This is a genomic window from uncultured Thiocystis sp., assembly GCF_903866365.1.
Classification (GTDB): domain Bacteria; phylum Pseudomonadota; class Gammaproteobacteria; order Chromatiales; family Chromatiaceae; genus Chromatium.
This window is the reverse complement of record NZ_CAIPNF010000413.1, coordinates 1-24305: the sequence shown is the minus strand read 5'-3', so window position 1 is coordinate 24305 and position 24305 is coordinate 1. Positions and strand designations below refer to the sequence as shown.

At 62.8% G+C, this 24305-nt stretch carries 30 protein-coding genes; 21 read left to right on the top strand and 9 right to left on the bottom strand.

Annotated elements, in window-relative coordinates:
• Window positions 1–14: 14 nt before the first annotated feature.
• The 7 genes from QZY07_RS22925 to QZY07_RS22895 form a co-directional block, all read right to left on the bottom strand.
• Window positions 15–767 (bottom strand): ATP-binding cassette domain-containing protein, encoded by a 753-nt coding sequence (locus tag QZY07_RS22925; protein ID WP_295407977.1) that lies wholly within the window; start codon window positions 765–767, stop codon window positions 15–17.
• Between the two features lie 30 nt (window positions 768–797).
• Entirely contained in the window at window positions 798–1061 is a 264-nt protein-coding gene (gene rpsT, locus QZY07_RS22920; protein WP_295407975.1) for a 30S ribosomal protein S20, read from the bottom strand.
• 66 nt (window positions 1062–1127) lie between these two features.
• The gene (locus QZY07_RS22915; protein WP_295407973.1) at window positions 1128–2801 is read right to left on the bottom strand and encodes a pyridoxal-dependent decarboxylase; all 1674 of its coding nucleotides are present in this window, start codon (window positions 2799–2801) and stop codon (window positions 1128–1130) included.
• 84 nt (window positions 2802–2885) lie between these two features.
• Window positions 2886–3893 (bottom strand): S49 family peptidase, encoded by a 1008-nt coding sequence (locus QZY07_RS22910; protein WP_295407972.1) that lies wholly within the window; start codon window positions 3891–3893, stop codon window positions 2886–2888.
• Between the two features lie 152 nt (window positions 3894–4045).
• Window positions 4046–4705 carry an HAD-IA family hydrolase gene (locus QZY07_RS22905; RefSeq protein WP_295407970.1) on the bottom strand — a complete coding sequence of 220 codons (660 nt, stop codon included), beginning with the start codon at window positions 4703–4705 and terminating at the stop codon, window positions 4046–4048.
• On the bottom strand, window positions 4702–5682 hold the full coding sequence (locus tag QZY07_RS22900; RefSeq protein ID WP_295407968.1) for an RluA family pseudouridine synthase: 981 nt from the start codon (window positions 5680–5682) through the stop codon (window positions 4702–4704). Before QZY07_RS22900 ends, QZY07_RS22905 begins: the two co-directional genes overlap by 4 nt.
• Window positions 5683–5888: 206 nt before the next feature.
• Window positions 5889–6062 (bottom strand): hypothetical protein, encoded by a 174-nt coding sequence (locus QZY07_RS22895; RefSeq protein ID WP_295407966.1) that lies wholly within the window; start codon window positions 6060–6062, stop codon window positions 5889–5891.
• Between the two features lie 266 nt (window positions 6063–6328).
• On the opposite strand from QZY07_RS22895, the gene rne reads away from it, so the two are divergent.
• From rne to QZY07_RS22875, 4 genes are all read left to right on the top strand, one after another.
• Window positions 6329–9418: a ribonuclease E gene (gene rne / locus QZY07_RS22890; RefSeq protein ID WP_295407964.1), complete on the top strand. Its 3090-nt coding sequence runs from the start codon at window positions 6329–6331 to the stop codon at window positions 9416–9418.
• A gap of 98 nt (window positions 9419–9516) precedes the next feature.
• The gene (locus tag QZY07_RS22885; RefSeq protein WP_295407962.1) at window positions 9517–10791 is read left to right on the top strand and encodes a sulfotransferase; all 1275 of its coding nucleotides are present in this window, start codon (window positions 9517–9519) and stop codon (window positions 10789–10791) included.
• Window positions 10785–11948 carry a glycosyltransferase gene (locus QZY07_RS22880; protein WP_295407960.1) on the top strand — a complete coding sequence of 388 codons (1164 nt, stop codon included), beginning with the start codon at window positions 10785–10787 and terminating at the stop codon, window positions 11946–11948. The genes QZY07_RS22885 and QZY07_RS22880 overlap by 7 nt, the downstream gene beginning before the upstream one ends.
• Window positions 11935–12678, top strand: coding sequence for a polysaccharide deacetylase family protein (locus tag QZY07_RS22875; protein ID WP_295407959.1), 744 nt, complete (start codon window positions 11935–11937; stop codon window positions 12676–12678). Before QZY07_RS22880 ends, QZY07_RS22875 begins: the two co-directional genes overlap by 14 nt.
• Here the strand turns inward: QZY07_RS22875 and QZY07_RS22870 are convergent.
• Complete coding sequence (locus QZY07_RS22870; RefSeq protein ID WP_295407957.1) at window positions 12675–13163, bottom strand: low molecular weight protein-tyrosine-phosphatase; 489 nt, start codon at window positions 13161–13163, stop codon at window positions 12675–12677. The two genes, QZY07_RS22875 and QZY07_RS22870, sit on opposite strands and share 4 nt — an antisense overlap.
• A gap of 91 nt (window positions 13164–13254) precedes the next feature.
• Here QZY07_RS22870 and QZY07_RS22865 point away from each other — a divergent pair, with 91 nt between their 5' ends.
• The 17 genes from QZY07_RS22865 to QZY07_RS22785 all read left to right on the top strand — a co-directional run bounded on the left by QZY07_RS22865 (window position 13255) and on the right by QZY07_RS22785 (window position 23302).
• Window positions 13255–14304, top strand: coding sequence for a tyrosine-type recombinase/integrase (locus QZY07_RS22865; protein WP_295407955.1), 1050 nt, complete (start codon window positions 13255–13257; stop codon window positions 14302–14304).
• A complete protein-coding gene (locus QZY07_RS22860; protein WP_295407953.1) occupies window positions 14301–14807 on the top strand; it encodes a hypothetical protein in 507 nt (168 codons plus the stop codon). Before QZY07_RS22865 ends, QZY07_RS22860 begins: the two co-directional genes overlap by 4 nt.
• Window positions 14808–14886: 79 nt before the next feature.
• A complete protein-coding gene (locus tag QZY07_RS22855) occupies window positions 14887–15180 on the top strand; it encodes a helix-turn-helix domain-containing protein (protein ID WP_295407952.1) in 294 nt (97 codons plus the stop codon).
• A gap of 317 nt (window positions 15181–15497) precedes the next feature.
• Window positions 15498–15794, top strand: a complete 297-nt coding sequence (locus QZY07_RS22850; protein ID WP_295407950.1) for a hypothetical protein — start codon at window positions 15498–15500, stop codon at window positions 15792–15794.
• Window positions 15795–15916: 122 nt separating this feature from the next.
• Entirely contained in the window at window positions 15917–18568 is a 2652-nt protein-coding gene (locus tag QZY07_RS22845) for a YfjI family protein (RefSeq protein WP_295407947.1), read from the top strand.
• Between the two features lie 265 nt (window positions 18569–18833).
• A complete protein-coding gene (locus QZY07_RS22840; protein WP_295407944.1) occupies window positions 18834–19007 on the top strand; it encodes a hypothetical protein in 174 nt (57 codons plus the stop codon).
• The gene (locus QZY07_RS22835; RefSeq protein WP_295407941.1) at window positions 19004–19387 is read left to right on the top strand and encodes a hypothetical protein; all 384 of its coding nucleotides are present in this window, start codon (window positions 19004–19006) and stop codon (window positions 19385–19387) included. Before QZY07_RS22840 ends, QZY07_RS22835 begins: the two co-directional genes overlap by 4 nt.
• A gap of 70 nt (window positions 19388–19457) precedes the next feature.
• Window positions 19458–20105: a hypothetical protein gene (locus tag QZY07_RS22830; protein ID WP_295407938.1), complete on the top strand. Its 648-nt coding sequence runs from the start codon at window positions 19458–19460 to the stop codon at window positions 20103–20105.
• 22 nt (window positions 20106–20127) lie between these two features.
• Window positions 20128–20298 (top strand): hypothetical protein, encoded by a 171-nt coding sequence (locus QZY07_RS22825; RefSeq protein WP_295407934.1) that lies wholly within the window; start codon window positions 20128–20130, stop codon window positions 20296–20298.
• Entirely contained in the window at window positions 20295–20453 is a 159-nt protein-coding gene (locus QZY07_RS22820) for a hypothetical protein (RefSeq protein ID WP_295407931.1), read from the top strand. The genes QZY07_RS22825 and QZY07_RS22820 overlap by 4 nt, the downstream gene beginning before the upstream one ends.
• Entirely contained in the window at window positions 20450–20758 is a 309-nt protein-coding gene (locus QZY07_RS22815; protein WP_295407928.1) for a hypothetical protein, read from the top strand. Before QZY07_RS22820 ends, QZY07_RS22815 begins: the two co-directional genes overlap by 4 nt.
• 116 nt (window positions 20759–20874) lie before the next feature.
• Window positions 20875–21423: a hypothetical protein gene (locus QZY07_RS22810; RefSeq protein WP_295407925.1), complete on the top strand. Its 549-nt coding sequence runs from the start codon at window positions 20875–20877 to the stop codon at window positions 21421–21423.
• Window positions 21420–21686, top strand: coding sequence for a hypothetical protein (locus QZY07_RS22805; protein WP_295407922.1), 267 nt, complete (start codon window positions 21420–21422; stop codon window positions 21684–21686). The genes QZY07_RS22810 and QZY07_RS22805 overlap by 4 nt, the downstream gene beginning before the upstream one ends.
• Window positions 21687–21697: 11 nt before the next feature.
• Complete coding sequence (locus tag QZY07_RS22800; RefSeq protein WP_295407919.1) at window positions 21698–21904, top strand: hypothetical protein; 207 nt, start codon at window positions 21698–21700, stop codon at window positions 21902–21904.
• A gap of 226 nt (window positions 21905–22130) precedes the next feature.
• Entirely contained in the window at window positions 22131–22316 is a 186-nt protein-coding gene (locus tag QZY07_RS22795; RefSeq protein ID WP_295407917.1) for a hypothetical protein, read from the top strand.
• Window positions 22317–22456: 140 nt separating this feature from the next.
• Complete coding sequence (locus tag QZY07_RS22790; protein WP_295407914.1) at window positions 22457–23044, top strand: hypothetical protein; 588 nt, start codon at window positions 22457–22459, stop codon at window positions 23042–23044.
• A 117-nt stretch (window positions 23045–23161) separates the two neighbouring features.
• Entirely contained in the window at window positions 23162–23302 is a 141-nt protein-coding gene (locus tag QZY07_RS22785; protein ID WP_295407911.1) for a hypothetical protein, read from the top strand.
• A 302-nt stretch (window positions 23303–23604) separates the two neighbouring features.
• On the opposite strand, the gene QZY07_RS22780 is transcribed toward QZY07_RS22785, so the two are convergent.
• Window positions 23605–24036, bottom strand: a complete 432-nt coding sequence (locus tag QZY07_RS22780) for a hypothetical protein (protein WP_295407908.1) — start codon at window positions 24034–24036, stop codon at window positions 23605–23607.
• Between the last annotated feature and the right edge of the window lie 269 nt (window positions 24037–24305).

The window sequence follows — 24305 nt, the reverse complement described above, 5'->3', positions numbered from 1 at the left end:
TGCGCGGCAAGCAATCAAAAGACCGCCTCCGGCAGATGGCTGCGCTGGGCGCGGATGAACTGCTCGACGAAAGGTTCGGCGGGCGCGGTCATCAGATCCGCCAGGCAGCCGACCTGGACGATCCGCCCGGCCCGCATCAGCACAAGAGTGTGACCGAGAAAGGCCGCCTCGGCCAAATCGTGCGTCACCAGAACGACCGTCTTGCCCAAGGTCGCGAAGACCTGTTTCAGCTCTTCCTGAAGCTCATAGCGGATCATCGGATCCAGGGCGCCGAGCGGCTCGTCGAGCAGGAGTGCCTCCGGGTCGAGCATCAGCGCGCGCATCAGGGCCACGCGCTGATTCTGACCGCCGGAGAGTTCGCTCGGATAGCGCTCCAGACCATCGGCCGGGAAGTGAGTCAATGCGACGAGGTCCGCCAGGCGCGGCGCGATTCGTGCTTGGGACCAACCGAGGTGACGCGCCATCAAGGTCACGTTCTGGCGGGCCGTGAGGTGCGGGAACAGGCCGCCCTGCTGGATGACATAGCCCATCCGCTGGCGCAGACGACGCAGACTCGCCACCGCGAGTGACTCGGCGTCGAAGCGGACGCTGCCCGCATCGGGGGTCAACAGCCCGATCAATAAACGCAGCAGGGTCGACTTGCCACACCCCGAGGGGCCGATCAGCGCGGTGGTCCGCCCTCGCTCGAATGTCAGCGTGACCCCGTCAAGAGCGGTCGTCTGTCCGTAACGCTTAAAAACCTGATCGAGGACGAACATGGACGACATAAAAAACCGGCCAGAAGCCGGTTTTTTCGATCAGGCCATCGCCTTGATATGGGCGTTCAGGCGACTCTTGTGACGCGCCGCCTTATTGGCGTGGATCAGACCCTTGCGCGCGGCGCGGTCAATCCGTGGCACGGCGTCCTTGTAGGCTTGGGTCGCGGCTTCCTTGTCTTCCGAACGAATCGCCTTGATGACCTTCTTGATAAAGGTACGCAGGGTGCTTCGTTGCGCCGTGTTGCGCTGACGGTGGACCTCGGCCTGACGGGCGCGCTTACGGGCTTGTACTGAGTTAGCCAACTGGGTCTCCTGAAAATCCGGTGTTTTGATCTGATCGAAACGTTAAGACCGGGCATTTTTCTCTTATTAGACGATCTTGTCAATCCCGAGATCGATCTGCTGGCGAGCCTCCTGCGTTTGCCGCACCACGGTCTCCATGGCCTCGCGGTCGGTCCAGGGACTCATGACGAAGGATTTCAGGGCGGCGATCGGGGCCTTGCCGTCGGCGGCGGGGCGATAGGCGTCGGTCCAGGAGAGCAGGACGCCCTCCCCGCGCATCGCCTGTGCGTGGGTCCAATCGAAAATCCGTCGATTGTAGGCGTTGTGCCGCTCCAACTCGGGGCGGTAGTCGGGGTCGGCGAGTTCGCGCCGGTAGGCCGCGGCGGCGTCGACGCCGTCCGGATAGAATCTGAACAGGGTGACTGGGCCGAGGTTATCCTCGTTGAGCACCTTCGCGCAGGACAAGCTTTCCAGACGCTCGCGCAGACATTCCGACATCTCGACGCTATGACCCAGAATCACCTGATAGCCCTGCTTGCCCAGCAGTTTCAGATTGGCGAGCGCCGCCAGCGCGCCAGCGCCGGAGCGCGAACATTCCAGCGTGAACAGGCCGGGGCGGTAGTGACCGAATTGATAGAGATAGGGCATGGCCGCCGGGTCGCGGCTGAGCAGCGCCAGATCGGCGCGCCGCTTGGTCAGGAAGAGACTCGACACATAGGGTGCGTAGCCGGTCTTGTGGAAATCCATGCCGAGACTGTCGGCCAGAAACAGCGGACGCATCCGCTCCAGCGTATCGCGCAGCGCGCGCAGGGTGCGGTCGTGGAAGCCGAGCGGGTTGGCGTCAAAGTCATAGTCCTGGAACACCAGCCAGGGCCAGCCGATCACCGCGTCGGCGTGCAGATGCGGCGGAAACGGCGGCCGATACTCGGCCACCAGCCGCTCGCGCAGGTCGGCGACGGCGGCCAAATCGTCGATGCCGAAGGCGTCGGTGGTACCGAGCGTGAGAATGATGGCGAGGACCGTCTCGTCGCGTTCGTAGAGTCCGCGCAGGGTCGCTTCGAGATCGGGTAGCGAGATGTCGTTGCGGCTCGTGCTGGGGACGGTGATCAGGTTATCGCTCCCCAGCCCCAGCCAGCCGGCGACATTCAGCCGAGCGTAATGCGAGGCGCCCGAGGCGACGATCTTGTAGTCCTGGCGCACGCCGCGTTTCATGGCCTGGCCACCGGAGAGCTTTTCCAGCGCCAGCTTCACGCCATAGAGGATGGTGCCGGTGCCGCCGAAGGTAAAGACGCCGCCCGCCTCGGCCGGATCGTAGCCAACCAGACTAGCCAGCATGGCGACCGCCTCGACTTCGGCCTCGGCGAAGCGCGCCGAATATTCGTCCCAGATGATGTTGGGGTTGTAGAGCGCGGCGGCGATGTAGGCGGTGATGCTGGAAATCGTCGGCGGCGGGATGACGTTGGCCTGGGCGTTGGGATGCGACCAGACGGTCATGCCGCGACAATAATCCGCCAGCATGGCGTTGATGCCTTCCACCGAGGCCATGTCATCGGGCATGACCAGGCTGCGATGCGCGGCATAATCGGCCTCCCGCTGGCTGCCGAGCACCGGCGCGGCGGACTTGAGGGCGTCGACCCGGTCGAGGAAGCAGGACACGCTATGGACGAAATAGCCGTCCATGATGGGGTTGGAGACCGGCGAGGGAAAATAGGTTTTCAGGGTTTCCAGCAGGACGCTGTAATGACTCGGTGCGTTGTTCATGGACATCAACCTCGTCGCGAATGGATTCGCGCCTTGCGGCGCGAATCGCGGTTGCAGCCATGGGTCCAGCGGCCATCGCTTCGGTCAGTGTGGAATGCCGCTGCCCAGCAGGATCCCCAACCGCTCCAGCGCCCCGGCCCCAAAGCTTGCACCAAGCCGCTTGGCGAGCGAATCCAGGAGATCCTTCTTTTGAGTGTAGTCGACGAGCGTCTCGGCGCCGACGAGGTCGCGCGCGACCGAACTGGAACTGCCGAGACCATCGGCAAGCCCGAGTTCGACCGCCTCCTGACCGCTCCAGAAGAGTCCGCTGAAGAGTTCGTCGCCGCCCTTAAGCTTGTCGCCCCGCCCCGTCTTGACCTCGGCGATGAATTGTCGATGGAGCGTATCGAGCACGCCCTGAATAAAGACGCGCTGCGACTCCGGCAGCGGCGAGAAGGGGTCAAGGATGCCTTTGTTGTCGCCCGCGGTCAGCAGACGGCGCTCGACGCCCAGTTCCTTCATCGCGTCCTCAAACCCGAAGCCGTCGATGCGCACGCCGATGGAGCCCACCAGACTGGCCTTGTCGACATAGATGGCGTCGGCGCCGACGGCGATGTAATAACCGCCGGAGGCGCAAAGGTCGACGGCCACGGCATAGACCGGCATGTCCTTGTCCTTATCTTTTTTGTACTTGGCCTTGAGTCGTTTGATCTCGTCATTGATATAGCCGGCCTGCACCGGGCTTCCGCCAGGACTGTTGATCCGCAGGATGATGCCCTTGACCTGATCGGCCTCGAAGGCGGCGCGTAGCGCGGCGATGACGTTATCCGCGCTGGCATCGGTCTCCGAGGAAATGACGCCCTTGACCTCGATCAGCGCGGTATGACCTTCCTTGGACGACAGCCGCTCGATCAGCTGCGGCGAGTACGCCGCGACCAGAATCCCGATGAGATAGAGCAGAATCAGAAACTTGAAAAACACGCCCCAGCGGCGGCGGCCACGCTGATCGCGCAGATAATCGGCGGCCATCCGATTGATGAGCGCGCGCTCCCAATCCGGCTGGTCGGGCGAGGGCATCGCCTCCTTGCTCGGGTTCCAGAATCTCCAATTCATGCAAATCTCCAGGCAGTAGGAAGTTGTCAGTTAATTTGAGCACAAGGATTTGGCATTGTGTCTATGCCAGACACCTGTTTGCTCGCGGATCGATCACGATGAGAGAGCTGCACTGCAAGCTGTCCACTGACAACTGACAACTTGATTTATCTCTATGGCAGGCCGCGACTGGTCAGCCACTCGGGGATCGCGTCGAGCGCGTCCAGGCAGGCCAGCGGGGAATGCGCCAGCAGACGCTCGGAGGCATGCACGCCAAAGCTAACCGCCAGCGCCTCGGTCCCGGCATTGCGGGCCATCTGCATGTCGTATTCGGTGTCGCCAATCATCAGGGTCGCGGCGGGACGCGCGCCGAGTTCGTCCATCAACTCGAACAGCATTTGCGGGTTGGGCTTGGAGAAGGTTTCGTCGGCGCAACGGGTGGCATGAAAAAACCCTTCGAGTCCCGTCTCGGCCATCGATTGATCGAGCCCTCGCCGGCTCTTGCCGGTCGCGACCGCCAGGCGATACCCCTGCGCCGCGATCCAGTCCAGGGTCTCGCGCGCACCGGGGAAGAGCACCGAGGCGGTCTGGTCGGTGACGAGAAAATGCCGCCGATACTGGACCGCCAGCGCGCCCCGCAGGATTGCGTCCGCCGTCGGCCAAAGCTGCATCATCGCCTCCTCCAGCCCGAGACCGATGATGTCGCGGGCCGCCTCCCGGCTCGGCTCCGGCAGACCCAGATCGACAAAAGCGGCCTGCAGACAGGCGACGATCCGGACCTCGGAATCCATCAGGGTGCCGTCCCAGTCGAAGACAATCAAATCAAAACTCACGTCTGGGCCTCCAGTGCGGACAAAATCTGTTCCAGTTCATCGGGTAATGGCGCCTCCACGCGCAGCGGGCCGGTCATATACTCCAGCCGGACGATCAAGGCGGAGGCGTGCAAAAACAAGCGCGAGAGTCCGCACGCCTTGAGCGACCGATTGGCCTGCTCGTCGCCATATTTCGGATCGCCCGCCAGCGGCGTGCCCAGATGCGCGGCATGCACCCGAATCTGATGGGTGCGCCCGGTGATCAGATGCGCCTCGACCAGCGTGAGATTCAGGCCGTCCACCGCGAACCGGCGCAGTCGCCGAAACAGGGTCCGGGCCGGCTTCCCCTCGATGGGATCGACCCGCACCAGACGTTCGCCGCCGCGCAGGACGTTCTTTTTCAGCGGCGCGTCGACCAGCATCTCCGGCTGCGCCAGTTCGCCGACGATCAGCGCCAGATAGCGCTTGTCCATTTTGCCTTCGCGAATCAGGGCGTGCAATTCGCGCAGCGCGCTGCGCCGCTTGCTGATCACCAGACAGCCTGAGGTCTCGCGGTCGAGCCGGTGGACCAGTTCCAGTTCGTGCCCCGGACGCAACTGCCGCAGCGATTCGATCAGGCCATAACTGAGTCCGCTGCCCCCGTGCACGGCGAGCCCCGGTGGCTTGTCGATGACCAGCAGTCGGTCGTCCTCGTAGATCACGGAGCGATCGAGACGCGCCAACTGGCTCTCCGGCGCCCGCCCCGGCGGTTCGGGCGGCGCCAGGCGCAGCGGCGGAATGCGCACCAGATCCCCAGTGCGCAGTCGGTGGCTGGCCTTCACCCGGCCTTTGTTGACACGCACCTCGCCGCGGCGCATCACCCGATAGAGATGACTGCGCGGGATGCCCTTGAGGATGCGGAGCAGAAAATTATCGATGCGCTGACCGTCGGATTCCGCATCGACCTGCACGAGTTGTGGCGCGGCGACCTCGCCCCCAACATCAACCTGGGCGCGCAATGGCGCGGAGCGCGCCTCCGAATGGTTGCTGGGTCGCGTCTTTAAACGAGTCTGTCTTGGATTCAAGTGGGTCTGGCCCTGCCCGATTGGCTCAATTGCTGCTATTAAAGTTCACTGATACCATTGGATACTTGCGCTGGCCAATGGAATCAAGTTTTTTCCCGGAGCGGCAAGTGCATCCGAGGCGCGTCTCGAACGCCGATCCATCAGGCGCCGAGACGCCCCTCGGGCTGACCACCGGCAGTTGCGACCCGATCACGCCGCCCGCGGGGACGCGGGGTGCGATCCAGCGAACTCGTCTTGTCGAGTAACGCGGATTCTACACCCAGCGGTTTCTCCCGCGGAGCGTGACGCAGGTAAACCAGCGCAGCCGGCGCCATCTTCGCCGCTCCGTAGCAGCCCCCTCCACTTGGACAGGGGCACCAAACGCGGGAGCCCATCAGGCCCCGTCAACGATCGTTCATGTGCGCGTGCCCGTTGAAGCCCTTTACGCCAGTGGCTGAACGGACAGTGCCGATGCCTTTCGGCTCCGCTCATCCCGAGCCGATTGGCGACGCGCCGAGCCGCCCGCGAGGCTTCCCCGAGGAAGCCCGTGGCGAGGCGCCCAACCACGGGTCACGCGCCGTGGTGTGTGAGAAGGAACAACATGAAGAGAATGCTGATCAATGCAACTCAGCCGGAAGAGTTGCGCGTCGCGACCGTCGACGGTCAAATACTGTACAACCTCGACATCGAGTCGCCCGGCAGGGAACAGAAAAAATCCAATATTTACAAAGGTATCATTACAAGAGTCGAACCTAGCCTGGAAGCCGCGTTCGTCGAGTATGGCGCCGACCGCCACGGCTTTCTGCCGCTCAAGGAAATCGCGCGCGCCTATTTCGAGCCGGACACCACCAAGGCCGGCACCCGTGTCAGCATCAAGGAATCGGTCCGCGAGGGCCGCGAGGTCGTGGTGCAGATCGACAAGGAGGAGCGTGGCAGCAAGGGTGCGGCGCTCACCACCTTCATCTCGCTGGCCGGCCGCTATCTGGTGCTGATGCCGAACAATCCGCGCGCCGGCGGCGTGTCGCGGCGCATCGAGGGCCAGGATCGCAACGAGCTGCGCGACGCCATGAGCCAGCTCGTCATCCCCGAGGACATGGGCCTGATCGTGCGCACTGCGGGCGTGGGCAAGAATGTCGAGGAACTCCAATGGGATCTCGACTATCTGCTTCAGCTCTGGAAGGCCATCGAGACCTCGGGCGAGGGACGCAAGGCGCCCTTTCTGATCTATCAGGAAAGCGATGTCATCATCCGCTCGATCCGCGACTATCTGCGCGCGGACATCGGCGAGATCGTGATCGACGACCCGGATGTCTTCGAGCGGGCCGAGAACTTCATCAGCCAGGTCATGCCGCAGAATCTCAAGAAGCTGCGCCTGTATGAAGACGAGGTGCCGCTGTTCACCCGCTACCAGATCGAGAGCCAGATCGAATCCGCTTTCCAGCGCGAGGTGCGACTACCCTCCGGCGGCTCCATCGTCATCGACCACACCGAGGCGCTGACCTCGGTCGACATCAACTCGGCGCGTTCCACCAAGGGCGCCGATATCGAGGAGACCGCGCTTAACACCAATCTGGAGGCGGCCGACGAGATCGCGCGTCAACTGCGACTGCGCGATCTGGGCGGACTCTTCGTTATCGACTTCATCGACATGACCCCCCCCAAGAACCAGCGGGCGGTCGAGGATCGGCTGCGCGACGCGCTCAAGCAGGATCGCGCGCGGGTCCAGGTCGCGCGTATCTCGCGCTTCGGTCTGCTGGAGATGTCGCGTCAGCGTCTGCGCCCCTCGCTCGGCGAATCCAGCCAGCGGGTGTGTCCGCGCTGCAAGGGTCAGGGCACGATTCGCGGGGTCGAATCGCTGGCGCTGTCGATCCTGCGCATCGTCGAGGAAGAGGCGATGAAGGAGAACACTCAGCGCATCGTCGCCCAACTCCCGGTCAGCGTCGCCACCTTCCTGCTCAACGAGAAACGTCGCGCGATTCTCGATATCGAGCATCGTCAGGGCGCCGAAGTGCTGCTGCTCCCCAACGAGCATCTGCAGACCCCGGACTATCGCATCGAGCGGGTGCGCGTCCAGGACGCCGTGAAGCCGGACGAGTTGCAATCGAGCTACGAGCTGACCGCGCCCCCCGAGCCGAGCGCCACCCCCCTGTATGCCAAGCTCGACGCGAAACTCGGTCAGCCGGACCGCCGCGAGGAACCGGCGGTCAAACTGGTCACCCCCAGCACCCCGGTGCCGCAGCGCGATGCCGCGCGGATGCCGGCACCGGCCGCGTCGCGCAAGGAGCCTGAGCGCAGCGAACCGGACAGCCTGCTGAAACGCATCTGGACCGGCTTGTTCATGCCTCGCGCAGCGGATTCAGAGACCCCAGCGTCCCACCCTGAAGGCAGTCCAGACAAGGCTCCCCACGCCGAAAAGACCGCTTTTGCCAGGGAACAACCTCATAGCCCGGACCGAGATCCGCAACCGCAACGCCAACGCTCCAGCATGGCAAGCCGCGGAGACAGACCAAGTCAAGGCAGACCGCCCCAATCCCGCGAAGAGCGCCCGCGCGGCAACCGACCGCGCGTCGATCAGGCGTCCACGGATGCGGGTCAAGGCGAGCAGGCCAGTCGCCATCGGGACGACGCGCCGAAGTCGGCGGATGACGACGAGCAAACACGCGGCATACGTACCGGCGAGTCGCGTTCGCGACGCGGCGCATCGCGTGGGCGCCGGGGATCTGGCGACGCACGCGGCCCAGCGCAACGTTCGGACGATCGCGAGCTCAGCCAGGGCGGCAACCGAAACGCCGATCACGGCCATTCCATGCCATCCATGGTTGAGCAGGGCGAACCTGGATCCGCGAGCGCTTTTTCGTCGCCAACGGGAAACCACGAACCAGGAATAAGCCCGGCCGACAAGTCAGCGATCCAGGACGAGAGCGGTCAACGATGGTGGGAGTCGCCGCGGGATGCGACGGACGAAGACCTCTGGACAGAGTCGACTCCGGTCACCGAGGATGCGACCGAGCGCAATGAACGCGCCGACCTGGAGCCAACCGACAGCGAGCGGGACGAGGAAGCGACCGACTCGACAACGGCAGGTTCCACCCGACCACGCTCATCGCGTCGCCGCCGGGGTGGCCGCAACCGTCGGCGAACCCCAGCCAGCGCAGAGGCTGCCACCGGTTCCGAGATCTCGGTCAGCACGGAGAACGAGGGCAGCTCTCCCGCGCCCGAGGACGCGCCGAGCCAGGTATCCGAGCAGATGTCGGAGCCGGCGCAAGACCATCGGGAAACCTGGACTCATGCAGCGACCGTCATGGACATGCCCGGTACCGCGGCGCCAACCTCCGCACCGCAACCGCCAGCCCAGGCGTTAACCCAGGAGCCGCTCACGCCCGGCGCGCAACCCGACCCGCTCGCGGAGCAACCATTGCCGCAAGCAAGTCTCCCGGAGCCGACGCCAGAGCCGGTCGTCAGTCCGTCCATCCCGGAGCCCCTCGTACAGATCCTCGACACGTCCGCCTCGTCGGCGCCGCTTGTCGCGAGCAACATGCCCACGGTGTCGTCAAAAGACGCTGAGGTCAGCTCAAGCGACGGGGAGCCAGCATTGCGTCAACCCGACGCGCCGTCCGTCGACGCCGCGCCGCGACCCGAACCCGCCGTCGTCTCGTCGGAAGAATCGGAGCGGACCGTCAACGGTTCCTAAAGGGAGCTACGCAACCGCGTCTCGCCACTCGCCGCCCCCAGGGCGAGCGGCGAGGCTGGAGCATATCCAACACGAATTTTCACTCCGGAAGCGGTTCCATGCTCAGACTTTTTCTCGCAAGCACGGCACATTTCGCCGCGCTGACGTACCTCACCTTCCTGCCCCCCGCGGGCACTGGACGGCCCAGCACGCGACGCCTGCTCATCATGACGGGTTTCATCCCGCTCTTCGCCCTGATCCAGGGCATCCACTGGATGGGCTTTCTGCTCGACGAGATCTTTTTCCCCGGCTACCGTCGGGTGATCATTCGCGAACCCCTGTTCGTGCTTGGCGTCCCGCGAAGCGGGACGACCCATCTCCATCGCGTCCTGGCCGAAGACGACCAGTTCACCACCTTTTCGACCTGGGAGTGCCTATTCGCGCTCTCGGTCACAGAACGCCGTTTCTGGCTCGGAGTAGGCCATCTGGACAAATCCATCGGACGTCCTCTCGGACGCCTGCTGGACTGGCTGGAGAAAAGCGCCTTTAGCACCATGCAGGACGTTCACAGCATGCGGCTGAGGGATCCCGAAGAAGATTATTTCGCGCTGATGCCCGCGCTCGCGTGCTTCATTCTGATCCTGCCCTTTCCGGATTCGCAATTACTCTGGCGCATGGGCGCCTTTGACCGCGACATGCCGGCAGCAGATCGCGCGCGCCTGATGGACTTCTATCGCCGCTGTCTTCAGAAACACCTTTACGTCCACGGCTCTCATAAACGTCTGCTCTCGAAAAACGCCGCCTTTGCCCCACTGGCGGGAAGCATTGCCGCGCATTTCGCCGATGCCCGCTTTGCGATCTGTCTGCGCGAACCAGAGCAGACGATCCCCTCGCAGCTCAGCTCGATCGAGCCCGGAATCCGATTCTTCGATGCGCGAACGGTTGTGCCGGACTTATCCAGACGCTTAACCCAGCAACTCGGTTTCTATTATGCTAACCTTCTTCGCGCTTTTCTGGGCATGCCTGACAACCGCTGCGCTTGGGTGACCATGCGAATCCTCAAGGCCGACCTAACCGACACGATGACTCGCCTCTACGGGCAACTCGGTTTACCGTTGACTGCCGATGTCCAGTCCAGGCTGAGCCAGCAGGGGGCCGAGGCCCGACACTATCGCAGCAGCCACCGCTACAGCGCGGAGCAGTTTGGACTCTCGTCAGAGAAGATCGAGCAGGAGTTGGGCGATCTCTACCGGACCCTCACGTCACGCGCGATCGGGGTAGGCGACGCGCCACCCCCTCTCGGTTCCGGAGCGGACACGATAAACCCTGCCGCCCTGTTCTCTGCCGGTTCACAACGTCCAGCGCCGACCACGGAGCCCGCCCCCTCATGCTGAATCGGTCCGCCGCGGAGAATCGGATTGACACCTTCGCACCCACCGATGCACGCGACCTACGCGTCGCCATCGTGTCCGATGCCGCCCCCGAACGCAACGGGGTTGGTGCCTACTACCGCGATCTCGCCGACCACCTGAGGAACAGCGGAGCCAGCGTGGGACTGATTGCCCCGCGCTATCGCGCCGGAACCTGGCATGGCGGATTCAGGCTTCCGCTGCCCGGCGATCCCACCCAAAAAATCCTCGTCCCCTCCTGGTCGCTGGTGAGCCGGCGTCTGGACCGCCTGCGCCCGAACGTCATCGTGGTTCCGACACCAGGCCCCTATGGCATGCTCGGGATGTATCTGGCCGGACGCCTGGGCGTCGACCTGATGGTGGGCTTCCACACCCATTTCGAGGCGTTGACCGATCTGTTTCAGCATTGGGGGCTGCGCGCCCAAATCGCCAACGTGTATCTGCGCACCTGTCACCGTCTGCTCTTCAGCCAGAGCCGTCTGGTGCTGGCCAACTCAGCGGACATGATCGAGGTTGCGCGGTCGATCGGTGCCCGGCGTGTCGGCTTGATGGCGACGCCTATTCCAAAACGCTTCCTTGACCGTCCAGTCGTCCCCGCCAATCCTGACTTGAAGCGGGTTCTGTTCGCCGGTCGACTCGCGCCCGAAAAGAATCTCGATGTCATTGTCGAAGCAGCGCGCCGCTTGCCCGACATGGAGTTCTTGGTCGCCGGCGATGGCCCACTGCGGCCTTGGCTGGAGGCGCAATGTGCCGAGCTGCCCAACCTCAATCACATTGGCTGGGTCAAGCGCGCCCGTATCCTGACGCTCATCGATCACGTTGACGCACTGGTGTTGCCGTCCCGGGTCGAGTCCTTTGGCACCATCGCGCTGGAAGCCATGGCGCGCGCGCGTCCCGTGCTGGTGTCCCCGGCTTGCGGCATTTTGAGCTGGGATCTTCTGAACCGTGGCATCTTCCAGATCCGCGACGATGAGCATCTCGCCGATACCCTGGCGCGCGTGCGCGACCTCGACCCGGCGCTTCGTGAGCGCAAGGCGCGCATCGCACGCGAAGCGGCCGTTGAAATCAACCGGCGCAACCTGCATCACTGGATTGGGATCCTGCGCGGCGACCATGAACGATCGATCGATGTGGAACACTGACGTCGCGACTCCCGAGCGTTATCCATGGGTCCGTGCGCTGGTCTCGGTGCATGATGTCATGCCCGAGACGCTACCGCAGGTCAACCGCATCCTCGCGCTGCTGGCCGCCGAACAGGTCAGCGCGGTCACGCTCCTGGTCGTGCCTGGCGCTGGCTGGACAGCCAACGGCATCGACGCCCTGCGCGACTACGAAGCCTGTGGCTACGAACTCGCCGGTCATGGCTGGCGGCACCTGGCGGATCGCTTTGGCGGATTCGCCCATCGGCTGCATGGTCAGTTCGTCTCGCGCAATGTCGCCGAACACCTGGCACTCGACAGCAGCGGCATCATCGATCTCATGTATCGCTGCCACGCCTGGTTCGCGGAGCAGCAATTGCAAGCCCCCTCGCTCTACGTCCCTCCTGCCTGGGCCATGGGAAATATCGAACGCAGCGCGCTGGCCGAGCTACCCTTTCTGCGATACGAGCTTTTCTCCGGGATCCTCTCGGCTCAAACGGGACGCCTGTACCCCATCCCCTTGCTCGGCTATGAGGCGGACACCAAGCTGCGAGCGCCACTTCTGCGACTCTGGAATCGTCTTAACCGGCATCGGTCCAAAGACAATGGCTGGCTGCGAATCGGCATCCACCCACGCGACCTCGATTTGCGACTTGCCGAGGATCTTCGGCGGGATCTGCGTCAGTTTCGCCTGCATGCCGACTATGCCGCCGTCGGCGACGCAAACAGTTAAAGCAGCCGGGTCTTTAGATCCGCCAGTAGACCCCGTGACGCCGACTCCACCAGATCGAAGACCTGTTCGAAGCCGCGTGGTCCGCCATAATAGGGATCGGGCACATCGCGCACCTGAAGCTCTGGCGCGAAATCCATGAACAGCTTGAGCTTATCCGCCATGCCGGGCGGACAAATCTCGCGCAGGTTCAGATAATTATCCTGATCCATGGCTAGGATATAGTCGAAATACAGAAAATCCTCCGCAACCGCGCGACGGGCGCGCAAATCGCCGATATCGACGCCCCGTCCCAGGGCCGTTTCGCGGGCACGTCGATCCGGCGGCTCACTGAGATGATAGGCATGGGTTCCCGCCGAATCGATCTCGATCAAATGCGTCAATCCCCCGTCCACGACCAATTTCCGAAAAACGCCATGGGCAGTCGGCGATCGACAGATATTGCACATGCACACAAAGAGTATACGCACACGTTTATTGCTGTTCATAACTGTTTGACCTATAAAGGTTTGTTGTATTCAGTCGTTCCCCGCTGTTTAGGGTAATATAAGACTGAATCGCACACAGAATTGTACACAGATGAAAAGTCACTTCTACACCGAAAAGCAGGCCAAGGCCGAACGCTGGGAGGGCAAAGACCGCCTCGTCTGCCTTGGCGATGGACTGTATCTGAACGTCCGGCGCAGCTCAAAAACCTGGCTCACCCGCCGCACGATTCGCGGCACGCTCCAAGTCCGCACCCTTGGCGCCTTTCCTGAATTGTCGGTCAAGGCCGCGCGGACACAAGCACTGGTCGCCAAGCAGGAACGCGAGCCGAGTAACCTGACGGTCGCGCAACTGGCCGAGAACTTCTATCGCGACGTGATCGCCCGCGAACACCGCCGCCCGCATTTTTTCCGGGGCTACCTGGATCGCGCGGTCCTGCCGGATCTGGGCACGCGCCGCGCGGGCACCGTCACCCCCAGCGACATTGCCGCCTGCGTGCAACGCTACCGCACCCGAGGCACGCGCAGCGCCGATCAACTGCGCTCGGTCCTGACCGCCATCTTTGGTTTCGCGGTCGAGACCGGGGTTCGGGTCGATAACCCGGCCGCGCTCCTAACCCGCCGCGTCTCGGGGTATCGTCCCGAATCCCGGCGCCGCGTCCTGACGGATGACGAAATCCGCCGCGTCTGGCACGCCCCCAGCGTCAACGCGCGCCTGATCCGGTTCCTGCTGTTGACCGGACTGCGCATCTCCGAGGCCCAACGCGGGCACCGCGACGGCCCGCGCTGGATCGTCCCCGCCGCGCTCGCCAAGAACGGCCGCGCGCATTGGGTCCACCTGACGCCCGGCGCCCTGGAGCAGTTGCCCCTGCCCGCCTGCACCGCGACCAACGTCCAAGCCTGGCTTCGCCGCTGGTGCGACGGGCAAGGGATCGACCCGCGCTTTACCCCGCACGACTTACGCCGCACCGCCGCCACCCGCCTCGCCGATGCGGCCGTGGCGCCTTTTATCGTCGAACGGCTGTTGAACCATACCCTGCCTGGCGTGATGGCCGTTTACAACCAGGCCGAATATGCCGAGGAACGGATCGCGGCCGGGGAGACCTTGGCGCAGGTTCTACTGGCTGTCGTGGAGGCCGTATGACGCATGACGAATTCCAACTCATCCTTTGTCATGGTAGCGAAACGCTGCTTCGGCAATTAGGCAAGCGCGCTTATTTGACCGGCCCCGAGTTGGCGAATCTTGGCGACCCGGACGCCGTCGACGCGATGCTGTGGGAATTCCTGCGGGCAGGAAAGGCGTGGGATATAAGCCAATCTGACGGCTCGGTCATCATCGACGAGACGACCTATCGTTTTTTTAAGCTGGCCGTGATGCGGATCTTGATTGACGGCGAAGACCCAAGCCTAGTTTTCGGCCGAAGGAAGAAGGGGCGCGGACGCCGGGCTTCGAGTGGAAGACAGGTAATGGACATTTATCGGCTGGCCTGCGACGTGGACCAGCGTCGGCGCGGGGGCGCGAGTCATAAACTCGCGACGAATGAGGCGGCCGATCAATTCAAAGGTACCCAGGGGGATACTTTTACCGTAGCCAATGCGGAGGATGCGTATAAATTGCATTTTCCGAACACGGGAAAAATACGGTAATTTTTCCCTGAGAATCTGCTTCGCTCGCGTGGTAGTCGTGGATTAGCCTTCAGCAACCCAAACACACCCGGTTGCAAAGATGAACGAAACCCACGACCCGACCGCATCGGCGATCCTCCCCCATAACCCGATCCCGACCCGCCCCCGCCGCGCCTATCCTGTCGAGGAAGCGTGTTACCTGCTGGGGGGTATCTCCCGAAAGAGCATCTACGACCTCATCAAGACCGGCGAATTGGGGAGCGTTACCCTATGCGGGCGCCGCCTTGTCCCGGCCGATGCCATCGACACCTTCCTGGCCGCGAAGTCTTCACCCGCGACCGCCCAACCGTTCCAGCGTCTCAAGTCTCCAATGGTCGGAATGGAGGCGGCATGAACCGATCCCGCGACCGCCGCACTGCCCGCCATGCCAAGCTGGAGGAGCGCCGTCTGAGGGCATTTGTACGGCCTAAAAACGGAAACGGCGCGACCTCCCGAAAGGTCGCGCCGTATTTGACGCCCGCCGATTTTTGTGAAAACCTGAGTGCCGTTCGCGATTCCCTGCCTTGGCAGAAAGGGTTTCGCGATTAGCCCCGACGAACCGGGACGACGGCGAGAGCAAGTATATCAAGGCCAAGGTGCGTCTGCACTATTGCGCCCGTTCTCGCCCGCCTGCCTGTTGCGTCGGTATCTCAACTTTGGAGATCCGACATCATGCAAGACCGCACCACCCGCACGACCACCAAAGACGAAGCCTATCACCTGTCCGGGCTGCGCTTGAGTCTCTACCGTGAAAGCATCCTAGACCAGTTGTGGGACATCGCCGCCGCCGCCGAGCTGTCCGCTGCAATGGCCGAAGACCTTGCGAACTCTGCTGACGACCGCCCTGAGTATGTGCATAGTGGCGCCGTCCGCTCCGTTGCGTCACTGATCCATTGTTCCGCGCTCAGTCTGCACATCAAAATCGCCGACATCGCCGAGCTTGCCGACCAGGGGGACGCGCAATCATGACAACCAGCCCCCAAGTGGGGGCGGTTTCCGCTCCCGCTGATTCGTTCCCTATCGGTTTCGTCGCGCACAAAAAAGCCCCCGTGAGCAAGCGCGCCGAACACACTTGGCCGAGCTTGATCGCGATGCTCGCACAAGCGCAGCCTGGCCCCAAGGACGGCCCCGCGTGGCTGCCTGCCGACATTGACCCCGGACCGCGAACAGCGACCCGCGCGCGTTCGTGGTCAACCATGGTGATGGACATCGAAGCCCATGCCAGCACTGACGCTACCGGGATCAAGACCGTCGACGGCCCCGAGCCGCCGCCGCTTGATGCGATGGCCGACGAGATCCGCGACATTGGTTGGCGCGCGCACCTGCATACCTCGCACACGCACCTTGACCCGGAGATCCGCCCGCTCGACCAGGATCACGCGCGGTATCGGATTGTCTTTGCGCTGGATCGCCCGTTGCTGGCACCCGAGATCAAGCCCCTCCTGGAGCACCTCGCCCGCGTGCTCGGTGTGAGCGATGCCTATGACAAGGGATGCTTCAACGCGGACCGCTTGTTCTACCTCCCCCGCGCCCCCGCCGAACGGCTGGCGTTGTTTCAATCGCGCACCATTGAAGGCGAACCGCTCCCCGTTGATCGCCTCCTTGCCGATGCCCAGCGCGAAGCCGAAGCGATCCGGCGCGAAGCGGGCAAGCGCGCTGCTGCCCCTGAACCGAAACGGAACCCTTCCGTTTCGGTTCAAAACCCATCCAGCCCCACCGGCGCCGATGTCATCCGCGCCTTCAATGATGTGCATGACATTGGCGCGCTCCTGGAACGGCACGGCTATCTCCCCAAGGGTCGCGGCCGCTGGCTGTCTCCGCAATCCTCTTCCGGCGCCCCTGGCGTCCGCCTGTTGTCCGAGACTAGCAAGATCATTTCCAGCCATGACGACGCGCTGAACGATGGGCATGTCCACGACGCTTTCGATGTGTTCAAGATCCTGGAGCATGGCGGAAACCAAACCGCCGCCATCCGCGCAGCGTCCAAGTTACTCGGGATGGATCGAAAGCGCGCGGCAACCGCTTCTGAGGAAAAAGCGAAGCGTTCGCAAGCACACGGCAAGAATATGGGTGGCTCAATTGAGCCACCCATAAACGCGCTGAGTCATGAGGAACCACCCCCCGCGCCCCACCCAGGCCCGCGCGCGGCCAATGACGAACCACCCCCCATCGGCGAAGAAAGTTACCCCTGGCCAGATCCTGGAGACATTTCCAGCCCCGCCGATGCCTTGCCTTATCCCTTGCATGTCTTCCCGCCCATCGCGCGCCAAGCGATTGAGGAATACATCGGATTCGGCCAACAACCGCCGCCGCTGGTCGCTAGCGCCGCGTTGGCGCAAATGGCGATTGCCTGCCACGGCCTGGCCGATGTCGCGCGCGATGACTATCTGGTTTCGCCCATTTCGCTCTACCTGCTGCTGGTCGCCATGTCCGGCGAGCGGAAATCGGCGGCAGACAAGCAATTTTCGCGCGCGTTGCGGGCGTGGGTGCGCGAACAGCGGGACGCCCGCATGCCGGCATGGCGTCAGTCGGTCGCGATGGCAAGCGCGCACAAAGCCCGCCTGGAGGGCAAGAAAAGCAGGATCAAGTCGCTTGCGCCGAAAGACGATGACGCATCCAAGGAGGAGATCGCGCGGCTGGAGAAAGAAATCGTCGAACTGGAGCAAAACCCCATTGTCACGATTCCCCTACCGGCTGCCGCCTATGAGGACGTGAACCCCGCATCCTTGGCGTATGCGGTCGCGACCGGGTGGCCATCGTCCGGACTGTTCAGCGACGAAGCGGGCGCGGTCATCGGATCCCAGGGGCTGGGGGACGAAAACGCGACCTCGCTCCTGTCACTGCTCAATATCCTTTGGGACGGTCGCGATTTCATCCCGACGCGCAAACAGGCCCAGGTAGCCGAGATCCGCGGGCGCCGCTTCGCCTGCTTCCTGATGCTGCAGCCCGACCTGTTACCCAAGCTGATCGAGAAGGGCGCGCGGAACTTGGGTTTTCTTGCGCGGTTCCTGATCGCCGCGCCCGAGTCGACCATGGGGACCAGGCTGTATCGAGAGCCGCCCGCGACTTGGGCGGCCCTGGATGACTTTGACCGCCAGATCACGCGACTCCTGAATACTGACCTTCCGATTGATCGCAGCGGGGAGGATCGCGGGGCGCGGATGCTGCTGGATCCGCCAATCATGCGTCTGGATCCGGCCGCGAAAACGTTGTGGGTGGAGTTCTACAACGAAGTGGAACGCGAGTTGGTGCGCTTCGGGGAATACAGCGCCGTCCAAGACATCGCGTCCAAGACCGCCGAAAACGCGGTACGGATTGCCGCCATCTTTAAGTTGTTCGATCAGGGGCGCGTGGGGCGAACGGTGGAGGCCGAGTATGTGGCGGGAGGAATCGCCGTGGCTGGCTGGCACCTGACCGAAGCCCGCCGCGTGTTCCTGGAAGCCGACACCCCCCAGGAGATACAAGACGCGCGCGAACTGTCAGCCTGGCTCTCGGGGAAAGGCCGCGAATTGGCGAACAGCGACGGGGAACCACTGATCGACCGGGAGGGGTTCATCTCCGTGCGGGAGATCGCCATCCGTGGGCCAAACCGGGTTCGGGATACCGTGCGACGGGATGACGCCTTAGACCTACTGGTCGAAGCCGCGCATGTGCGACGGTGCGACATCGGCAAGCGCAAACGCCTTCAAATTAACCCTAACCTATTGACCAGGCTGAGATTGCTCAACTGTAGCAACCTGTAGCAAGTGGGTTGCTACAGTTGGCAGAAAAAAACTCTATATCCGTCAACGTATTGGATTTTAGATTCACAACTGTAGCAACTGTAGCAACTGTAGCAACGTTTCCAGGAAGTGAATTTTAAGACTTCTTTTTTCTATCAGGAATTGCGTTATGAGCACCGCTTTAGACCGATTCATCCTCCCCCGACATTCCGAAAGCGTTGCTACAGTTGCTACAGTTGCTACAGTTGGAGCGCGAAAAGGGGAGCTGTGTACAGATCAATCCGCCTTGAGCGAAGAGGATCAGGCATGGGCGATCCGTTACCTGGATGCCATCGGCGAGAGCGACCAGGCGATGCGGGCGGAATACCTGAACCACCTTGCGACCGATCCCCGGCTCATTGAGCAGATGCAAGACCAGTGCATTGCGCTGGGGATCGCCAGACTGGAGGTATCGCCATGACGACAACCCGAAAATCACCCGCCCGTGTCTGCTGCATCGATTGCCGCTTTTTCGATTTCGAGGATGTTTTGGGAATCTGCCCCGTTGGCAATCGGCCGCCCGTCATTGACGACTGGCTGATCTGTCAACGCTACAAACCCATTCGCCGGCGAACCCCGACCGGCCCGAAGCCGCGCCTCTCGCCCGCTCCAAGGCAAGCCTCCCAGCGACCGCTAGAGCAGACCGACCTGGATCAACTCCGCGCCCGCATCGCCGCCGCTGGCTTGCTGTGGGCTGTGGCCGAGATCCGTCTAATCGACGGCCAACTGGCGATCAGTCACACCCGATCCGCCGAACTGGAAGACATCCGCGCGGTTGCCCAATGTCTCAAGGTACTGTGACAGACCCTCAGCACGAGGGTTTTCGTGCCGCGCAATTCGCCTAGAGACAGAACTTATAGAGGGGTTAATAATGAGTGATTACAATAAGTTACTAAGCAAACGTGATCTTTCAAAGCACTTTGGGGTATCCCAGACGACCGTGAATAACTGGCTCGACCGGGGGATGCCAGCCGCGAAAAAGCCCGATGGGAGTTTTGGTGATCACTACCTCTTTGACCTGCCAGCGGTCGCCGCCTGGCGCGCAAAGATGGCCGCCGCTGGACGCATCCAAGGCGGCCGCCCGACCGAAAAGCTCCCGCCCGCCCTGGAGCAAAATCCGCACTGGCAAAACGGTTGCCGCTTCCTGGCCGAGCAATCGGTTCGGGATTTCATCCACCACTGGCAACATGCGGACGATGCCGCCGGGATGACCGTCGGCGTGTTGGTCGACCTGTGCGATGGCGACGAACCCCGCGCGATGGCGGCCTTCAGCATGGTCTATCTGTCGCTTTTCCATGCGTTTACCGGCTGGCTGGTGGAGGATGACTTGGACGCCTTCCTTGTTGCTCACGGGCATGGGGGGATCGACGGACTCTGGTGCAAGTTCACCGGCAATGTGATCGAGACCCACACCCCCTACGGACCGCGACAGTATTCGGCTGCCGGTTCCCGCCTACCTCGTTGTGGAGCGACCGGAAGCATAAGCAAATATGCGCAAATATCCAGTTTGCATAAATGAGAGTTTATGTTATAACGTAACCATGAAACGTATCAGCATCCCCCTCGCGCATGACTTGCACCAGCGGCTCAAGGTCGCCGCCGCGATGCGTGGCGAGCCGATGACCGCCATCGCCAGCCGTGGTCTTGCCCGCGAACTGGCCGCGTTGGTGACCAAGCCCACCGCGCCCGCCCCAGAAAAGCCAGCACGATGACCACCACCGCACGCCCGAGCGACTGCCTGACTCGGGGCGAGCTGTCGGTCATCCTCGCCTTGACGCTGCTGGTCACCGGCCACCGCCCCGAGGCCCTCGCCCGTGTCGGTCGCCAAATTACCCAGACCTGGATGGAGGGCACCGCCGCGTTATGACCGTGATCGTCGACCCCAAAACCGGCAAGCCGTTTGCGGATGCAGACCCAAAACCGAAGCGGCCCCAGCGTCGCAAATCGACATGGCTCGCCAAGGCATCGACGCCTGCCGAGCTTGCCAAGCAACCACCGAGACACCCGACCCATGCTGAATCCGTCAATGACGTTTTTTGGAATCGCGGGGCAGATGCCCGCCAAGATCCGCGCGAAGATCGACGCCGCGAAATCGAAGAGGCCCGCATCGCCGCCAAGATCCGCGCCAAAATCCCCTACCTCACCGCCATTGCCACGCGCAGCCGCCCGTGAGGCCGAGATCGCGCTTGGCGTTTACGTGAAGCACGGACGGACCCGCGCACAAGCGGTCCGCGCCCTGGCTAGCCAGCACCCCGAGCTACACGCCCGATGGATTGCCGAGGTGAATCATGGGTAAGCCCAACAACGACCTGCTTGCCGCCGCTCGCGATGCCGTTGGCGGATTGCAGGCAACGTTCGGCGCCGCAAAAAAGGAGCTTGACGCCCTGCAGGCCGATCGCGACGAGATCGCCCGCGCGCCGACCGCACGTAGCGACATCAAGGCCGCAATCTCCGTGTGGGTCGACGAACAAGCCGCCGACTATCGCGCCAAGCTGGACCCAATATTTGACGTATTGAGCGCCCTCCCCGGCGAGATCGACGCCGCACTCCGGCCCGAAGGCGGCCGCGAACACCTCACCAGACTCTTTGGGCAGGCCCGCTTTTCGCTGAACCACGCAGCCGCCGCCGTTGGCGCCCTCGTGCTCGCGGTCGGTCCAGACGCCGCAAAGGCCGCGCTGCATCGCGAGCTGGAGCGCGCGCTCCCGGCTGAAGGCGGAATGCCAAAGGCCCAGCGTGACGCCGAACTCGCCCGGCTGGATGCCGAGATTCGCGACCGCACCACCGCGCTTGACCAGATGCGGCGCGATTCGACCCAGATTGGGCTGGTCTTACAGTGACCGCCGTCGAGATCCCCCAGGCATGGGTCAAGGTCGCCGATGACGCCAGCGCTCTCAGCCTGGCCCATGGCTACCACTTCCACGGGAACAGCGGCCGGCTGGTCGCAGAACTGCGCACCGGCGCCGCACTCCCCGCCGAAAGCGACTATGGGGTAACCCTCGCGTCAGGCCAGACGCTCTACCCCGACCAGCTCGCCGCGCTCGGACCCGGCGCCCTCTATGCCCGCGCGCTCGGGGAATCGACGCGCCTCATCCTTCGATAGGAACGTACCCCATGACCTTTATCCCAACCATGCAGCAAAACAAGCTCGTACTGGACGCGCTCAAACTGATCGCCGCCGGGCGCCACTCCGCCTTGAGCGAAGTCGACGAAATCCGTTTAGAGCAGCACATGGCAGACCTCGCCTTGATCAGCGGCCCGGACGTGTTGCGCATCATCACCGCGCCGCCAAACAGCGACCGCGTTCGCCACCTCGTTTGACGTCAGTCCCGCGCCCCCCGAGGCCAGAGCGGTCATAGCGGGGTGCGGCTGTAAGACGGCATGACCGCTCACCGTCGACGTGTGCCAACGGACACCCCGCAAACCTCCAAACAGGGGCAGCGCGACACACCGCCCGCCGGGGCGAGATCCGGCAATCCCCCCGACGTTGAATCTCCAGTCCTCCGAGGGCGCATCACGGCGGGCACCAATCAACAGAGCCTGCCAGGTGGAACCCGACGACCGCGACATCCTTGATGAAATCCAGCGCGCGCTAAACCGGCGCCTGCCCAAGGAGTTCCGGCGCGATATCGACGATGTTGTTACCGAGACCCGCGACCGCCACCCCGCTGGCCGATGGATCAAGCTGCGCCATGCCGACCGACCGCCCCGCTTCGGCGAACCGTTGAAATAAACCGCAACAGTGACGATAAATAGATTGCCAACTATCGCAACAGTTGCGATAATCTGGCAATCTATTTATCGAAACAGTTGCGAGAAATGAACGAACCAACCGCACCGCCGCGCCGTGGCCGCCCCCCGACCGGAACCGCGATGACCCCCGCCGAACGCATGGCGAGAACACGCCAGAAAGCCCGTGCCGCGCTCGCCAGCGAAGATCCCGCGCCAATCGACCAGATCCCCGATACCGCGCTCCTGGAAGCCCTCCGCGTCTCCTACCGCCAAGCGCAAACCCACGATATGGCCGCTTGCGTGGCTGAACTCTTTCGCCGCGCCAACCCCCGCGCCGTCGCTGGTCAGTCGCTGCTGGTCACTTTCACGCTGACGCCCGATGCACTGGAAGCCACCGCAGCACGATTCGAGACCCAAGCACACGGCAAGAATATGGATCCGCCAAGTGGCGGATCCATAAACGCCTTGAGTAGCGTGACGGAAACAGATACCGCAACCGTTACGGAAATTTATACCGCAACTGTTGCGGAAACTGATATTGCAACAGTTACGGAAATTTCATCAAGGGGCTACCCGCCGCATATCCGAAGCATGGCCATCGCCATGACCGACGAACGGAAGACTAACGCCGAGATCCGTGCCGAGATCCGTTCCCGACTTGGCCGCTCCCCTGACAAGGGCAACCTGCCGCGATTGGTCCGCTCCTGGCGCCGCGCGGCGGAATCCTGAATACCAGGATTCCCGGTAACCTCCCTCCCGTCTCGCCGGCACGACTCGCCCGTCAATCTCCTCAAATGTGAGGAATTCCCACTTTGCCCCCTCGCCCGCGCGCGCGATGTCGTCACCATGAATATCAACCTGGCATCCATGGGCCAACAACTTGGCGCCCTCACCACCGCCGTTTACTCCGGGAAAGGCGAGATGGAAGACCTCAAGCGCCGCGTCGAACGCATCGAAACCCGCCTGGATCTGACTGAGGCGCATTGACGCCCGCCGCGCGAACCTCTTCGATGTTCTGCCTGCCCAAAGCCTGGCCCTTCCCGCGTCACCGACTCACACACAAAAACCTACACAACCGCCCGCCGCCCCGCGTCCTTTGGGCAATGTTAGATATTGCCCATGCACACGAACAGGACTTTCACTTTCGCGGTGTTGCTCATAATCGACATGACCAATCGAATGGAACGAAACATGTGCCGTTGAGCGGCAAAGGCGCAACGAGCATAAAGCTGTTAAACGGGTTACACCGGTCGGTGGTCAGGGTATGACGACAGCAAACCTGCCCCGTCTTATTGCGCCGACCGCTCCACGGACATTCTCAGGCGCATTGCTTCCCACGCCCTTCGTTGCTCGATCGACAAACCCTGGACGCGCGCCGGATTCACTGCCGCACTGGCGTGAGGATCGCCGCTGGATCGAGACGCCCTGCTTTGTGTCTGGCGTCGCACGCCCTGCAACTCCCGGCCCTGATTGTGGAGCAACTCGCGATAACGCGCATCCTGCCGTTCCCGGAGAGACTGGAGACGCATCCCCTCCGCGGGCGAAACGGGTCCGGCTTCCTGGCGCATCGAGCGCCAGTCGCGCTCCAGTTGCAGCCAGCCGGAGGCCGCCCGACGCGCCTGCTGCCCGGCCGCGTCCGCCGTGGCCGGATCCGCGCGAACCGGAGCAACCAGAAAACAGAGCGTTGCGAGAAGACACGTCCGTGAGATTCGCGACCTCATTCGCACTGATTTAGCGCAACACATGGGTTCAGTCATCTGGATTGTGCCGATGCTGACTGACGTTTCTGTAGGAAATGGCGCAATTGATCATCAAGAGATTTGATTAACAATAGGACTTACGCATTGACAGAAGGTCGAAATTGTGGGTTGACATGCTCCATGCTCGGCATGAACATTCGAATAAAAAAAGCAACGACATCGTTAAATAAGTCGCGCTGCAAAGCATAGCAATGACGGAGGACGTCGGTAGCACATAGCCGTTGCAATTG

Coding starts and splice junctions, on each gene's coding strand:
- QZY07_RS22865 (WP_295407955.1), top strand. CDS start 13,255: ATGAAAAGTCACTTCTACACCGAAAAGCAGGCCAAGGCCGAACGCTGG.
- QZY07_RS22925 (WP_295407977.1), bottom strand. CDS start 767: ATGTCGTCCATGTTCGTCCTCGATCAGGTTTTTAAGCGTTACGGACAG.
- QZY07_RS22830 (WP_295407938.1), top strand. CDS start 19,458: ATGAGTGATTACAATAAGTTACTAAGCAAACGTGATCTTTCAAAGCAC.
- QZY07_RS22850 (WP_295407950.1), top strand. CDS start 15,498: ATGCAAGACCGCACCACCCGCACGACCACCAAAGACGAAGCCTATCAC.
- QZY07_RS22810 (WP_295407925.1), top strand. CDS start 20,875: ATGGGTAAGCCCAACAACGACCTGCTTGCCGCCGCTCGCGATGCCGTT.
- QZY07_RS22880 (WP_295407960.1), top strand. CDS start 10,785: ATGCTGAATCGGTCCGCCGCGGAGAATCGGATTGACACCTTCGCACCC.
- QZY07_RS22800 (WP_295407919.1), top strand. CDS start 21,698: ATGACCTTTATCCCAACCATGCAGCAAAACAAGCTCGTACTGGACGCG.
- QZY07_RS22860 (WP_295407953.1), top strand. CDS start 14,301: ATGACGCATGACGAATTCCAACTCATCCTTTGTCATGGTAGCGAAACG.
- rne (WP_295407964.1), top strand. CDS start 6,329: ATGAAGAGAATGCTGATCAATGCAACTCAGCCGGAAGAGTTGCGCGTC.
- QZY07_RS22910 (WP_295407972.1), bottom strand. CDS start 3,893: ATGAATTGGAGATTCTGGAACCCGAGCAAGGAGGCGATGCCCTCGCCC.
- QZY07_RS22825 (WP_295407934.1), top strand. CDS start 20,128: ATGAAACGTATCAGCATCCCCCTCGCGCATGACTTGCACCAGCGGCTC.
- QZY07_RS22915 (WP_295407973.1), bottom strand. CDS start 2,801: ATGAACAACGCACCGAGTCATTACAGCGTCCTGCTGGAAACCCTGAAA.
- QZY07_RS22875 (WP_295407959.1), top strand. CDS start 11,935: ATGTGGAACACTGACGTCGCGACTCCCGAGCGTTATCCATGGGTCCGT.
- QZY07_RS22895 (WP_295407966.1), bottom strand. CDS start 6,062: ATGGCGCCGGCTGCGCTGGTTTACCTGCGTCACGCTCCGCGGGAGAAA.
- QZY07_RS22885 (WP_295407962.1), top strand. CDS start 9,517: ATGCTCAGACTTTTTCTCGCAAGCACGGCACATTTCGCCGCGCTGACG.
- QZY07_RS22785 (WP_295407911.1), top strand. CDS start 23,162: ATGAATATCAACCTGGCATCCATGGGCCAACAACTTGGCGCCCTCACC.
- QZY07_RS22815 (WP_295407928.1), top strand. CDS start 20,450: ATGACCGTGATCGTCGACCCCAAAACCGGCAAGCCGTTTGCGGATGCA.
- QZY07_RS22780 (WP_295407908.1), bottom strand. CDS start 24,036: ATGAGGTCGCGAATCTCACGGACGTGTCTTCTCGCAACGCTCTGTTTT.
- QZY07_RS22855 (WP_295407952.1), top strand. CDS start 14,887: ATGAACGAAACCCACGACCCGACCGCATCGGCGATCCTCCCCCATAAC.
- QZY07_RS22835 (WP_295407941.1), top strand. CDS start 19,004: ATGACGACAACCCGAAAATCACCCGCCCGTGTCTGCTGCATCGATTGC.
- QZY07_RS22845 (WP_295407947.1), top strand. CDS start 15,917: ATGCTCGCACAAGCGCAGCCTGGCCCCAAGGACGGCCCCGCGTGGCTG.
- QZY07_RS22790 (WP_295407914.1), top strand. CDS start 22,457: ATGACCCCCGCCGAACGCATGGCGAGAACACGCCAGAAAGCCCGTGCC.
- QZY07_RS22870 (WP_295407957.1), bottom strand. CDS start 13,163: ATGAACAGCAATAAACGTGTGCGTATACTCTTTGTGTGCATGTGCAAT.
- QZY07_RS22820 (WP_295407931.1), top strand. CDS start 20,295: ATGACCACCACCGCACGCCCGAGCGACTGCCTGACTCGGGGCGAGCTG.